Genomic DNA, 13,390 nt, shown 5'->3' with positions numbered 1-13,390 from the left:
CGAAATTTCTCGATGATCAAAGTCTCTCGATGATCAAAGTTCTTGCCGTTGCGTCCGAAATCCATCCGCTGGTCAAGACGGGGGGGCTCGCCGACGTCGTCGGCGCGCTGCCTGCCGCCTTGAAGGGCCATGACGTGGTGGTGACGACCGTGATCCCGGGCTATCCGGCCGTGATGGCCGCGGCCGACAAATGGGAAACGGTGGCCAAGCTGCCGGGCTTCTTCGGCGGTCGCACGACCATCAAGCGGGCGTCGATCGGCGAGCTCGATCTTCTGGCCGTGGACGCGCCGCATCTGTTCGACCGGCCGGGCAATCCCTATGTCGACGCGGATGGGCGCGATTGGCTCGACAATCCCCAGCGCTACTGCGCTTTGTCGAGCGCCGCCGCCGAGATCTGCCAGGGGCTGGTCAAGACTTACAGGCCCGACATCGTGCATGTGCATGACTGGCAGGCGGCGATGACGCTGGCCTATCTCAACTACACCGAGGCCGTCAGGCCGAAATCGGTGATTACGGTGCATAATCTTGCCTTCCAGGGCCAATATCCTCGCTCGATCCTCGGCAGCCTGGGCCTGCCGCAGCGGGCCTTCGCCCTGGACGGTGTCGAGTATTACGGCATGATCGGCTTCCTGAAGGCCGGGCTGCATTTTGCCGACCGCATTACCACCGTCTCGCCGCGCTATGCTGCCGAGATCAAGACGGCGGAAGCCGGCATGGGGCTGGAAGGCCTGCTGGCCGGCCGCGCCGACGTGCTCTCCGGTATCGTCAACGGCATCGATGAACGGGTCTGGAATCCCCAGACCGATCCGAATCTCGCTGTCAATTACGACGCCAAATCCCTCGCCAAGCGCGCGGGCAATCGCAAGGCGCTCGAAGAGCGTTTCGGCCTCGATCACGACGACTCCCCGCTGTTCTGCCTGGTCAGCCGCCTGACCTGGCAGAAGGGTATCGACATTCTCGCAGAGGCGCTGCCGCATCTGGTCGCCTCGGGGGCGCGGTTCGCTTTGCTCGGTTCGGGTGACAGGGAGTTGGAGGGCATCTTCCGCCAGGCCAGCCTCCAGCATCCGGGACGTGTCGGCGCGGTGTTGGGCTTCGACGAGGCGCTCTCGCATCTGATGTTCGGTGGCTCGGACATGACCTTGGTGCCGTCCCGCTTCGAGCCCTGTGGCCTCACCCAGCTCTATGGCCTGCGCTATGGCTGCGTTCCCGTGGTTGCGCGTGTCGGGGGGCTCTCCGACACCATCGTCGATGCCAACGATGCCGCATTGACGCTCAAGGCCGCCACGGGCGTACAGTTCCAGCCGATCACGCCGGACATGCTGCGCGACGCCATTTCCAGGGCTATCGCTCTCTACAACGACAAGCCCGTATGGCAGGCGATGCAGCGCCGTGGCATGGGGCTGGACCAGTCCTGGGATCTCAGGGCCGCCGGCTATGCCAAGCTTTATCGCGAGCTCTTGGGGTGAGGGGGCTTGTCGGCAGCTTTTCAAGGGTAGCGCTGCCCCTCACCCTTACCCCAGTCCACTCCAAGTGGAGTGGACGACACCCGTGAAAACGGGGCGAGGGGGACTTCGACGTCGCGACTTGTCCAGCAGGCGAGACGTCTCGTATCGAGACGCCGCGTTTGGCGCCCCTCGCCCCGTTCTTACGGGGAGAGGTAAGGTGAGGGGCATCGCGCCTTTGCCTTTGATCGACCGAACTTCGTATAAACCAGAACCGGAACCTCACTATGATCCGCACTGTCCCGACCCAACCCTTCGATGGCCAGAAGCCCGGTACGTCCGGCTTGCGCAAGAAGGTGCCGGTGTTCCAGCAGCCGCATTACGTCGAGAATTTCGTGCAATCGATTTTCGACACTTTGGAAGGATTTGCCGGCAAAACATTGATCGTGGGAGGCGACGGGCGCTATTACAACCGCGAAGTCGTGCAGACCATCCTCAAGATGGCGGCAGCGGCGGGCTTCGGCCGCATCAAGGTGGGACAGGGCGGCCTGATGTCGACTCCAGCCGTCTCGGCCGTCATCCGTAAATATGGGGCCTTCGGCGGCATCGTGCTTTCTGCCTCCCACAATCCCGGCGGGCCGGACGGGGATTTCGGCATCAAGTACAATATCGGCAATGGCGGTCCGGCGCCCGAGAAGATCACCGACGCCGTCTTTGCCCGCACCAAATCGATCAGCGAGTTCAAGATCGCGGATGTGCCGGATCTCGACATCGACCAGCTTGGCGAGACTGCGATCGGTGACACCGTCGTCGAGGTCGTCGATCCCGTCGACGACTATGCCGAGCTGATGGGCAAGCTGTTCGACTTCGATGCCATCCGGGAGCTGTTCAAGTCCGGCTTTACCATGCGCTTCGACGCGATGTCGGCCATCACCGGCCCCTATGCTCGCCGCATCATCGAGGATCTCCTTGGCGCAGCGCCAGGTAGCGTAGTGAACTCGACGCCGCTACCCGATTTCGGCGGCCATCATCCCGACCCCAACCCGGTCAACGCCAAGGATCTCTACGATCTCATGATGGGGCCTAATGCTCCCGATTTCGGGGCGGCTTCCGATGGCGACGGCGACCGCAACCTGATCATTGGCCGCGGCATCTTCGTCACGCCCTCGGACAGCCTCGCCATCCTGGCAGCCCATGCTCATCTGGCGCCGGGCTATGCCAAGGGCATCTCCGGCATCGCCCGCTCGATGCCCACGAGCCTTGCGGCGGACCAGGTCGCCAAGGCGATGGGGGTGGGCATCTACGAGACGCCGACCGGCTGGAAGTTCTTCGGCAACCTGCTCGATGCCGACCGCGTCACCATCTGCGGCGAGGAAAGCGCCGGCACCGGCTCGAACCATGTTCGCGAGAAGGATGGCCTGTGGGCGGTGCTGCTCTGGCTCACCTTGCTGGCCAAGCGCCGCCAGCCCACGCTCGACATCGTCCGCGAGCATTGGGCCAAATATGGCCGGAACTATTATTCGCGCCACGACTATGAAGCCGTGCCCACAGAGGCCGCCAATGCGGTGATGGAAGCAGTCCGCTCGCAGATCCCCAGCCTGCCCGGCAAGAGCTTCGGTGAGCTCAAGGTCATTTCGGCCGACGATTTCGCCTATCACGATCCCGTCGACGGCTCGGATTCGAAGAACCAGGGCCTGCGCGTCCTGTTCGAGAACGGCTCGCGCATCGTCTACCGCCTGTCCGGGACGGGTACGGAAGGCGCGACGCTGCGTGTCTATCTCGAGCGCTACGAAGCCGATCCCGCCCATCACGGCATCGAGACGCAGGCAGCCCTCGCCGATGTCATCGCCGTCGCGCGCCAGCTCAGCGGCATCGCCGAGAAGACGGGCATGGCGGAGCCGAGCGTGGTGACCTGAGGAGGGTGATTTACCTTCTCCCACAAGGGGAGAAGGTAGTCCTACCCTCGCGGTGCGCAGAGCTTCGGCTGGTCCAGCACCACCGGCTCGAGAAGACCGGCGGCGATGCGCTTGGCGGTGCGGTCATCGGTCAGCTGGCCCGCCAGGGCATAGGTGCGGCGCATCAGCTCCATAGCGACCGCCTTGCGATCGCTGGCGGCCGCGAAGGCCGCCCCGTCAATGGGATCGCCGATGGCGATCGGCAGGATCGTGCCGATGCGATCGCGCACCTCCTTGAAGATCAGCGACAGGCGCAGGGTTTGGTTGAGGTGGCTGGCGATCTGGAAGAGGCGGCTGTTCTGGCCGCCGAAGAAGATCGGCACCACAGTGGCCTTGGAGCGCTGGATAAGCTGTACCGTGAAGGGCTGCCAGGGCGCATCCATGGCGGGACGCCGGCCGAGTTTGTCGGGCGAGGTCGAGACGCCGCCGGCCGGGAAGACGATCACGCAGCCGCCGCGGTCGAGCAGCCGGCGCGCTTCGGCCCTCGTGCGCAGATTGGTCTGCATCGCCTCCTCGGTCTCCGCGAAATCGACCGGGAGCAGAAAAGCCTGCGTTTCCGGCGCATGCAGCAGCACGGCGTTGGTGAGGATGACGAAGTCCTGGCGAACGAGGCCGATCAACCAGGCGATGGTGACGCCGTCGAGAACGCCATAAGGATGGTTGGCCACGATGACGCAGGGGCCCGTCTTCGGAATCTTGTCGAGTTGGGCTCTGTCGAATTGGACGTCGAGCCGGAGTTGGCGAACCGCGGCGGCGAAGAAGGTCTCGCCGGCCACGGGGTTGCGCTGGTTCTCCAGATAGAGCCGCTTCAGCCGAGGTTGCCCCGTCACCTTTTCGATGGCGCGGATCAGGGCGCGTTTCGGCTTGGAAAAGGTCGGGTCCGCATAGGTGAACTGGACGGCTTCGGCCCCGGCGGGGTGGGCATTGTCGCGAACCATGGGTTTCCTCAGGGCGCTCCATCGCGCCGGGATGTTCCTATAGCAAAACGCACGGCAAGGACATTGGCAGGCTTCGATCCACGCGCAACTGGCGCTACGGCAAGAATTTAGCGGAGGCCTGTCATCTAGCCTTTGCGTTTTGATCGTCCAAGATGTCAGGAAAGTACGACAGGCATTCGACAATCGAGGCAAGGACCGTATGGCACGTTCAAGCATGGCGAACCCCGGCACGGAAGCTCCGCTTGGAGCGAGCTGGATCGGGGAAGAGGTCAATTTCGCCGTTCACGCCGCCGAAGCCGAGCGGATCGAGCTTTGCCTGTTCGATGCCGACGGTACCGAGAGCCAGAGGATCGTGCTCTCCGGCCGCAGCGATGCCGTGCATCATGGCCGTATCGGCGGCCTCGCGGAGGGGCAGCTCTATGGGCTGCGGGCTCACGGTCCCTGGCGCCCGGAGGAAGGACTGCGCTTCAACCCGGCGCGCCTCCTGATCGATCCCCATGCGACGAGACTCGTCCTGCCCGAGGGCATGACCTCCGCCTTGCCGGTGAAGGGAGCACAGGGCGTGGACGATCTCGTCCTTGACGAGACCGACACTGCCGCGATCATGCCGAAAGCCGTGCTGGAGCGGATAGTGCCGGACAAGGCCCGTCCTTCCGGCGTGAAGCCCGAAACCCGCATCATCTATGAAGTCCATGTGAAGGGCTTCAGCCAGGCCCATCCCGGCATCCCGGCCGATCTGCGCGGCACGGTCGCGGCCCTGGCCCATCCGGCGGCGATCGCGCATTTCACCGAAATCGGCATCACCACGCTCGAATTGATGCCGCTCGCCGCCGCCATAGACGAGCGGCATCTCGAGCCGCTCGGACTGAGGAATTACTGGGGTTACAATCCCGCCTGCTTCCTGGCGCCCGATCCGCGCCTTGCTCCCGGCGGCATGGCCGAGATCGCGCAGACGGTGGACCGGCTGCACGAGGCCGGTTTCGAAGTGCTGCTCGATGTCGTCTACAACCACACGTCCGAAAGCGACGAGCGTGGCGGCACCCATTCGTTGCGCGGGCTTGACAATCGGTCTTATTACCGGCTTGCCGACAATCCGCGCTTCTACGCCAACGATACCGGCTGCGGAAACACGCTGGCGCTTGATCGCGAGCCGGGCCTCGGCCTCACTCTCGCCGCCCTCAGGCATTGGGCCGAGGCTGGCGGCTTTGACGGCTTTCGCTTCGATCTCGCCCCGGTGCTGGGGCGCCGGCCTGATGGCTTCGATCGAGAGGCGCCCTTGTTCGCCGCCATTGCGGCCGATCCCGTCCTCAGCAACCGGCTGATGATCGCCGAGCCCTGGGATATTGGTCTCGGGGGCTATCAGCTTGGCCATTTTCCGCAAGGGTGGGCGGAATGGAATGATCGCTACCGCGACGATGTCCGGCGGTTCTGGCGAGGCGATGGCGGCATCGGCACACTGGCGACGCGCCTGGCCGGCTCCTCGGATCTGTTCGATCCCGGCAGTCGCCGCCCCACCGACAGTATCAATTTCGTCGCGGCCCATGACGGCTTCACACTGGCCGATACGGTGAGCTTCGCCGGCAAGCACAACGAAGCCAATGGCGAAGGCAATCGCGACGGGCATGCGGGCGAGATAAGTTGGAACAATGGCGCCGAAGGGCTGAGCACGGCGCCGGAGATCGTATCGCTCAGGCGCAGCCATGTCCGGGCCATGCTGGCGAGCCTCCTGCTATCGCGTGGCACGCCGATGATCGCCATGGGCGACGAGCTCGGCCGCAGCCAGCGCGGCAACAACAATGCCTATGCGCAGGACAATGCGATTACCTGGATCGATTGGGCCAATGCCGATCGTTCGCTGATCCAGTTCGTCGCAAGCCTGACGCGCCTGCGCAAGTCGCTGCCCCTGGTGAAAGTGAACACGTTCCTGACCGGCAAGCCCTATCCCGACAACGGGGCTGAGGGGGAGTCCGACGTGACCTGGCTCGGGCCGAGCGGCCAGCCTTTGCAGGATAATGAATGGGGCAATCCGGCTTTGCGCAGCCTCGGCATGGCCCTGACGGGGCCAGATGGCACGAAAGCGCTGATCTGGTTCCATGCCGGCGCCGAACCGCTTCATGCCCGCCTGCCCGACCTTGCACCCGGGCAAGTTTGGCGGCTGGCGCATGTCAGCGACGAATATCAGGCCTTCGCACCGCCGGTGCTCTACGGTGCCTTCGACATCATGGAACTCGCGCCGCGCTCGGTCGGCGTGTTCATCGCCGAGCCCGGCCGCGCGCCGCGGCGGGACGGGGATGCACCGCCAGAAGTGATCGAACTCCTGGCCAAGGCGGCGGGCATCGCGCCGGAATGGTGGGAGGTTTCCGGCCGCCACACTTTGGTCTCCCAGGACACCAAGCGCGCTCTGCTCACCGCCATGGGCCTGCCGCACCATTCGCTCGCCCAGGCGCGCGAGAGCCTGGACCATCTGCGCTCGCTCGGCGCTCCCATCGGGAACGGGCAAGCCAGGGCCCATCTGCCGCCGGCGCTCGCCGAGGGCGGCAAGCGCTTCGGCCTTTCCGCCCAGCTCTATACGCTGCGACGGCAGGGAGACCAGGGTGTCGGCGATTTCCGTACCCTGGAGAGCTTTGCGAAGGACGCGGCCGGCAAAGGCGCCAGCCTGATCGCGCTCAATCCCTTCCATGCCATGTTCCCGTCCGACCGGCAGCGGGCCAGTCCCTATCAACCCTCCGACCGCCGCTTCCTCGATCCGGCCCTGATTGCCCTTGATGCCGTGCCCGAGCTCGAAGGCCGGCTCACGGTCCCACCGCCCACTGGGCGTCTGGTCGACTGGCCCGAGGTCTGGCGCCACAAGCGCGCTGCGCTGGTGGAGGCCTTCGCCATCCTGTCCGAACGGCCTTCACGTCTGGCTACCGTTCGAGCCTTCCAGGCCGCGGGAGGCGAGGCTTTGGCCCGTTTCTCCCTGTTCCAGGCGCTGGAAGAGCAGGTCGGCTCGACGGCTATCCCGACGGTGTCGACGGCGGCCTTGTCCCCGGAACTGAGGCAGTCCGCCGACTTCGCCGGCTACCTACAATTCCTGGCGGAGGAGCAGCTTGCCGCTGCCAGCCGCAACGGTCTTGCCATCGGCTTTTGCCGAGACCTGGCCGTCGGCGCTGCGCCCGATGGCGCCGAGGTCTGGACGGCGCCCGAGGCCTTCCTCAAGGGGGTTTCGGCCGGGGCACCACCCGATCCCTTCTCGGCCAGCGGCCAGGTCTGGCATATTCCGCCGCTTGATCCGGTGGCTCTGCGCCAGAGCGGCTTTGCCCATTATCGCGAGCTGCTCGCCGCCAATATGCGCCATGCCGGAGCGCTCCGCATCGACCACGTCATGGCGCTGACGCGCCTCTTCGTCGTGCCCGACGGCGCACCGGCCAGTGAGGGCGCCTATCTGACCTATCCGCTCGAAGGCATGCTGGAGGTGCTGGCCGAGGAGAGCCAGCGCCATCGCTGCATGGTGGTGGGCGAAGATCTCGGCACCGTGCCGGAAGGCCTGCGCGAGCGGCTCGCTGAAGCCGAGCTCTATTCCTACCGAGTGCTGTTCTTCGAGCGCGACGGCGCGGTCTTCCGTCGCCCCGACGTCTATCCGGCCGCGTCGCTGGCCTGCGTCGCCACGCATGACCTGCCGACTTTGCGCGGCTGGTGGAGCGGCGCGGACATCGCGCTGGAGCGCTCGCTCGGCCGGCCCGTTGCCGATGATGCCGAGGCGGCACGCGCCGAGGACAGGCAGGCGCTGCTGCAGGCCGTCGGCACCGAGGAGAGCACACTGACGCCTGCGCTCGTCGGCGCCATCCATGGCTTCCTGGCCTCTGCCTCCTCGGGGCTTGTCGCCGCGCAGGTCGAGGATCTCGCCGGGGAGGCAGAGCCGGTCAACGTGCCGGGGACCAATCGCGAATATCCCAATTGGCGCCGCCGCCTCGACCTCGATGTCCACGCCATGCTGGATACCGACGACGCCAAGACGGTATTCGAGGCGATGCGGCAGGCGGGGCGGGCAGCGTAGTCATGACGCAGGCCGGCAAGCGGCATGAGAGAAGCCTGGCGCTGGGAGCCATGATCAGTCCCTGGACAGTTCCTGGCGGTCTTCCCCTCCTGTTCATCGCGCTTGAGCTTGTGGTCGGTGGGCACGACGGTATCCCGGGCTCGCAGATAGCCGATGTTTTTGCCGCCTTTCTCCTGTTCGGCCTGCCTTTCACCTATGCTGTAACCTTGGTTCTGGTTGTTCCGATGGCAGTATGGCTGCGGCGTTGGCAGGCACTGTCTGCCGCAAGGCTATGTTTGTGGTGCACGTTGTTGGGACCGACGACGATGTATGCCTATGCGTGGTTGTTGCGCGGTCAGCCTGCGAAAGTCATCGAGCTCGACGGTATCTTGTTGTCGGCAAGTTATGGACTGGCGTCCGGTATCGTTTTCTGTCTAGCCTCTGGTATCCGGCTTTTCGCCCGCTGAACCGACAAGCAACGGGGGGGCCCTGCCTATGTTAGGGTTTCTGCCGGATCGAGACAGAGCCTGAAGCATTTTGTGATTTCACGGAATCATCTGGAATCGCAAAGATGCGTCGAGACAATCAGTTGGAGTAAAAGTGCAGTTCGGAGAACTCGTACTTTGCTCTTGTGAACGCCATGCATCCCAGATTGCTCAAGACCTTTCTCGCCGTCACCCGTCATCGCAATGTCACGCGGGCGGCCGAGGCGGTGCATCTGGCCCAGTCGAGCGTGAGCGACCAGATCCAGGCGCTCGAAGCCGAACTCGGCACGCCCTTGTTCACGCGTTCGCGCTCAGGCTTGCAGTTGACGGCGGCCGGGGCGGCGCTGCAGCCCTTTGCCGAAGAGATCCTGATGCTGACGGACGAGGCGCACAGCGCCGTGGCTTTGACCAGTGGCCGGGAGCGGGGAGCGGTGTCGATCGGCGCTCTGGAGACGATTGCGGCGACCCGCCTGCCGGCCTGGCTCTCGCGCTTCGGGCAGGTCCATCCTGAAATCGCGCTTCGCTTGTCGGTGGCGGGCACGAATGACCTCCTGCGCAAGCTGGAAGATGGCGAGGTGGACGTCGCCTTCTGTTTCGACAAGGGCGAGGCCGACGAACGTTTTGCCAAGCGCAGCATTTCCAGGGAGCCGCTGATCCTGATCGCACCGGCCGGCGAGCCGCCGCTGCCGGTTGGCGAGGGGCTGTCTGCTCTGGCCGCAAGGCGGTTCGTGGCGACGGAGGCGGGCTGCGTCTACCGTCACTTGTTCGACGTGGCTTTCGCCGCCGAGGGACTTGCGGCGCCAAAGCTCGCTGCCGAAGTCGGCAGCATCGGTGCGATCGCCCGATTGGTGGCAGCGGGAACGGGGCTCGGTCTGGTGCCGCGTCTGGCGGTTGCCGAGGCATTGGAGCGGGGCGAGGTGACCGAACTCCCCTGGTCGGGGCCTGCCCAGTCCGCGGATCTGGTGATGATCTGGCGCCGGCGGCGGGTGCAGCCGCCGGCCCTGAAGCAGTTGCTGGCCTCGGCGAGTACTGGGCTCGACACGCTCAGACCAGGCGATGCCCGCCTTCGACATGCAGCACCGAGCCCGTCGTGAAGCCGTTGCCCATCACGAAGGCGAGGGCATCGGCGATGTCCTCGGGCCGGCCGACCCGGCCGACCGGCAATTTCCTGGCCATGGCACCGAGGGTCTCGTCCTTCCTGTCGCCGGCGACGAAGGCCCAGATCGGGGTGTCTACCCAGCCTGGCGAGACGGCGTTGACTCTTAGCGGCGCGAGCTCGACCGCCAGGGCCTTGACCAGCCCTTCCAAGGCGGCATTGACGGCGGCGACCGCCGCGCCCCTTGGCAGGGGACGGTAGGCCGCGATGCCGGAGACGAAGGTCAGGGAGCCGGTCGGGGCAAGCTTGCCCGCACCGTGCTTGGCCAGGAGGAGGGGGCCGTAGACCTTGCTTTCCACGGCCTTCTGGACGGCCTTCAGATCGAGCGACGGCAGAAGCTCATAGGCGCCCTCGATGTCCGCGGCGGTGCTGACGATGTGATCGAGCGGGCCGATCCGCTCGAACAACGACGCGACCTGCCGTTCCTGCGTGATGTCGACGGCGATGGTGTCGAGGGCGGTGGATTCCCCTAGGCTCGTACGGGCCTGGGCCAGCCTGCCTTCGCTGCGCCCGGCGATGCTGACACGCGCGCCGGCATTGAGACAGCGCCGCGCCAGCGCCAGACCCATGCCGGAACTGCCGCCGGCGATAAGAATTCTCGATTGTCCAAGGTCCATGATGATGCGTTTCCTTTCGATTCCGATGGAACTGACATCGGGATCGCAGATCGGCGATGGCCGGGAAAACGGAAGAAACCGATAGCGCCATCGGTGTTTCCGATGGTGGCGCCGTGCTTGCCAGGTCGGAGAGGCGGACGTCTTGTCCCCCCTTGACACCGTCAAGCATGCCGAAGATCCGATGCACCAGTACCTGCCGGCCTATCCGTCGGGTTGCGCGAGGCTCGCCGACTGAGCCATGATCGCTGGCTACATCGCGAATCTGGACAGTCCCGTGAGTCTCTATGCCCTCAAGCCCCGTTTTCAGGCCCTTTTGCGCCCGCGCGTCACGCGGTTGGCCGAGCGGGGCACCACCGCAAACCAGGTGACGCTGGCGGCGGCGGCGGGCTCACTTGCCGTCGGCTTCGGCGTAACCTGGCTTTCGGACCTGCGCATTCTCTTCCTGCTCTTGCCGGTCTGGCTCGCCATCCGCATGGCTCTCAACGCGGTCGACGGCATGCTGGCGCGCGAATTCGGCCAGAAAAGCCAGCTCGGCGCCTATCTCAACGAGATCGCCGACGTCGTCTCCGATGCGGCGCTGATCCTGCCCTTTGCCACCCTGCCGGTCTTCGGCCCGTTCTGGACCGGGGCGGTGATCGTGCTCGCGGTGATCAGCGAATTCGCCGGTGTGATGGGGCCGATGGTGGGGGCCTCGCGGCGTTATGACGGCCCGCTCGGCAAGAGCGACCGGGCCTTCCTGTTCGGCGCACTCGGCCTATGGATCGGCCTCGGCCTGCCGCTACCCGGCTGGTTTGGCTGGATCATGCCGCTTGCCGTGCTTTTTCTCACACTGACCATCGCCAATCGTGTGCATAAGGGCCTGCGCGAAGCGCGCGCCTTGCAGGAGTCATGATGCGTCCCTCCAACACCAGTTTTTTCCGCAGCCATGACGGCGTCGAGCTGTTCTACCGCTATTGGCCGGCGGTCAACGGATCAGCCAAGGGCGCGGTGGTGCTGTTCCATCGCGGGCATGAGCATTCGGGACGCATGGCGCATCTGCCCGATGAGCTGGCGATGCCCGATTATGAGTTCTTCGCCTGGGATGCCCGTGGCCACGGCGATTCGCCCGGCGAACGCGGCGATGCCCCGAGTTTCGGTGCCCTGGTACGCGACGTGCAGAGCTTCATCGACCATATCGGCACTGCGCATGGCTTCGCGCCCGCCGATATCGCAGTGATCGCTCAGAGCGTCGGGGCCGTCGTCGTCTCGGCCTGGGTGCATGACTATGCCCCCAAGATCCGCGCTCTGGTGGTCGCCTCGCCGGCCTTCAAGGTGAAGCTCTACGTGCCCTTTGCCCGGCCGGGCCTGAAGCTCTGGCAGGCCTTCAAGGGGAATTTCTTCGTCCAATCCTATGTGAAGGCCAAGTTCCTCACCCATGATCACGAGCGTCAGGCGACCTTCGACGCCGATCCCAAGATCACGCGGGCGATCTCGGTGCGCATCCTGCTCGGGCTCTACGATGCCGCGCAGCGGGTGGTGGAAGACGCCCGCGCCATCACGGTGCCGACGCAACTCCTCGTCTCCGGCGCCGACTGGGTGGTGCATCACGGGCCCCAGCACCGCTTCTACGAAAATCTGGGATCGGCCATCAAGGAACGGCATGTGCTGCCCGGCTTCTATCATGACACGCTGGGGGAGAAGGACAGGGCGGTGGCAACAGGCCATGTCCGGCGCTTCCTCAGCGAGCGCTTCGCGGCGCCGCTGGAGCGGACGGTCCTGACCGAGGCCGATCGGCAAGGCTTCACGCGCGACGAGGCCGACAGGCTCGCTTCGCCCTTGCCGCTCGTCTCGCCGAAGGGCCTCTACTGGGCGGGCACCAGGCTCGGGCTGAAGGCGACGGGGCTGATCTCGGACGGCATCAAGCTTGGCCATGAGACCGGCTTCGATTCCGGCTCAACCCTCGATTATGTCTACCGCAACACGCCGTCGGGACGTTCGGCTTTCGGGCGGCTGGCCGACAGGAACTATCTCGATGCCATCGGCTGGCGCGGCATCCGCCAGCGCAAGCTTCATGTCGAGGAATTGCTGCGCATTGCCATCGCCCGGCTGCGGGCGGAAGGCAAACCGGTCTCCATCGTCGATATTGCCGCTGGCCATGGCCGCTATGTGCTCGAGGCCCTGGAAGCGGAAGGCGTGTCGCGGCCGGATTCGATCCTGCTGCGCGACTACAGCGACATCAACGTCGAGGCGGGTGGCCGGCTGATCGCCGAGAAGAGCCTCGCCGACATCGCCCGCTTCGTCAAGGGCGATGCCTTCGATGCCGCAAGCCTTGCCGGCATCGAGCCCAAGCCCACTCTGGGCCTGGTCTCTGGCCTTTATGAGCTGTTTGCCGACAACAACCTGATCAAATGGTCGCTGGGTGGGCTTGCCGCCGCCATCCCGGCAGGAGGCTATCTGATCTATACCGGCCAGCCCTGGCACCCGCAGCTCGAATTCATCGCCCGCGCTTTGACCAGCCACCGCCAAGGTCAGGCCTGGGTGATGCGCCGGCGCACGCAGGCGGAGATGGACCAACTCGTCGAGGCGGCCGGCTTCGAGAAGCTCGAGCAGCGCATCGACGAATGGGGCATCTTCTCGGTCTCGCTTGCCCGACGCAAGGCCGCATCATGACCCTTGTTTTGGACCGCGGACTTCTCAGCGACATGCTTGCATGTCGCGATTTCCGCTTCTTCCTTGCCCGGTGGTGCGGCGGTTCCAAGAGCGGACATCACGCCATGCGAGCATGGCGCTGTGATGTCCGCGC

At 65.2% G+C, this 13,390-nt stretch carries 9 protein-coding genes; 7 read left to right on the top strand and 2 right to left on the bottom strand.

Features of this window, described 5'->3' with window-relative positions; translation table 11 throughout:
- Window positions 1-32: 32 nt before the first annotated feature.
- Together glgA and AB4037_RS15135 are read left to right on the top strand one after the other, a co-directional pair.
- A complete protein-coding gene (glgA, locus tag AB4037_RS15140; RefSeq protein WP_441772110.1) occupies window positions 33-1,466 on the top strand; it encodes a glycogen synthase GlgA in 1,434 nt (477 codons plus the stop codon).
- Window positions 1,467-1,729: 263 nt separating this feature from the next.
- On the top strand, window positions 1,730-3,358 hold the full coding sequence (locus AB4037_RS15135; protein WP_441772078.1) for an alpha-D-glucose phosphate-specific phosphoglucomutase: 1,629 nt from the start codon (window positions 1,730-1,732) through the stop codon (window positions 3,356-3,358).
- Window positions 3,359-3,399: 41 nt separating this feature from the next.
- Here AB4037_RS15135 and AB4037_RS15130 read toward each other — a convergent pair whose 3' ends face one another.
- Window positions 3,400-4,335 (bottom strand): lysophospholipid acyltransferase family protein, encoded by a 936-nt coding sequence (locus AB4037_RS15130; RefSeq protein ID WP_441772077.1) that lies wholly within the window; start codon window positions 4,333-4,335, stop codon window positions 3,400-3,402.
- Between the two features lie 199 nt (window positions 4,336-4,534).
- Between AB4037_RS15130 and glgX the strand changes: the two genes are divergently transcribed.
- From glgX to AB4037_RS15115, 3 genes are all read left to right on the top strand, one after another.
- Complete coding sequence (glgX, locus tag AB4037_RS15125; protein ID WP_441772076.1) at window positions 4,535-8,371, top strand: glycogen debranching protein GlgX; 3,837 nt, start codon at window positions 4,535-4,537, stop codon at window positions 8,369-8,371.
- A 2-nt stretch (window positions 8,372-8,373) separates the two neighbouring features.
- Window positions 8,374-8,817 (top strand): hypothetical protein, encoded by a 444-nt coding sequence (locus tag AB4037_RS15120; protein ID WP_441772075.1) that lies wholly within the window; start codon window positions 8,374-8,376, stop codon window positions 8,815-8,817.
- Between the two features lie 173 nt (window positions 8,818-8,990).
- A complete protein-coding gene (locus tag AB4037_RS15115; protein WP_441772074.1) occupies window positions 8,991-9,929 on the top strand; it encodes a LysR family transcriptional regulator in 939 nt (312 codons plus the stop codon).
- On the opposite strand, the gene AB4037_RS15110 is transcribed toward AB4037_RS15115, so the two are convergent.
- Window positions 9,880-10,608 (bottom strand): SDR family oxidoreductase, encoded by a 729-nt coding sequence (locus AB4037_RS15110; protein ID WP_441772073.1) that lies wholly within the window; start codon window positions 10,606-10,608, stop codon window positions 9,880-9,882. The genes AB4037_RS15115 and AB4037_RS15110 overlap by 50 nt on opposite strands.
- Window positions 10,609-10,882: 274 nt before the next feature.
- On the opposite strand from AB4037_RS15110, the gene AB4037_RS15105 reads away from it, so the two are divergent.
- Both AB4037_RS15105 and AB4037_RS15100 read left to right on the top strand, forming a co-directional pair.
- The gene (locus AB4037_RS15105) at window positions 10,883-11,500 is read left to right on the top strand and encodes a CDP-alcohol phosphatidyltransferase family protein (protein ID WP_434957376.1); all 618 of its coding nucleotides are present in this window, start codon (window positions 10,883-10,885) and stop codon (window positions 11,498-11,500) included.
- Entirely contained in the window at window positions 11,497-13,257 is a 1,761-nt protein-coding gene (locus tag AB4037_RS15100; protein WP_441772072.1) for a bifunctional alpha/beta hydrolase/class I SAM-dependent methyltransferase, read from the top strand. The genes AB4037_RS15105 and AB4037_RS15100 overlap by 4 nt, the downstream gene beginning before the upstream one ends.
- The last annotated feature ends 133 nt before the right edge of the window (window positions 13,258-13,390 follow it).

It is taken from the genome of Labrys sp. KB_33_2 (assembly GCF_052114505.1).
Classification (GTDB): Bacteria; Pseudomonadota; Alphaproteobacteria; order Rhizobiales; family Labraceae; genus Labrys.
This window is presented reverse-complemented; position numbering and strand designations above follow the sequence as displayed.

What these genes read in the sequence shown, in the direction of transcription:
- AB4037_RS15120 (WP_441772075.1), top strand. Translation starts at nt 8,374, where the DNA reads ATGACGCAGGCCGGCAAGCGGCATGAGAGAAGCCTGGCGCTGGGAGCC.
- glgX (WP_441772076.1), top strand. Translation starts at nt 4,535, where the DNA reads ATGGCACGTTCAAGCATGGCGAACCCCGGCACGGAAGCTCCGCTTGGA.
- AB4037_RS15110 (WP_441772073.1), bottom strand. Translation starts at nt 10,608, where the DNA reads ATGGACCTTGGACAATCGAGAATTCTTATCGCCGGCGGCAGTTCCGGC.
- AB4037_RS15135 (WP_441772078.1), top strand. Translation starts at nt 1,730, where the DNA reads ATGATCCGCACTGTCCCGACCCAACCCTTCGATGGCCAGAAGCCCGGT.
- AB4037_RS15100 (WP_441772072.1), top strand. Translation starts at nt 11,497, where the DNA reads ATGATGCGTCCCTCCAACACCAGTTTTTTCCGCAGCCATGACGGCGTC.
- AB4037_RS15130 (WP_441772077.1), bottom strand. Translation starts at nt 4,335, where the DNA reads ATGGTTCGCGACAATGCCCACCCCGCCGGGGCCGAAGCCGTCCAGTTC.
- AB4037_RS15115 (WP_441772074.1), top strand. Translation starts at nt 8,991, where the DNA reads ATGCATCCCAGATTGCTCAAGACCTTTCTCGCCGTCACCCGTCATCGC.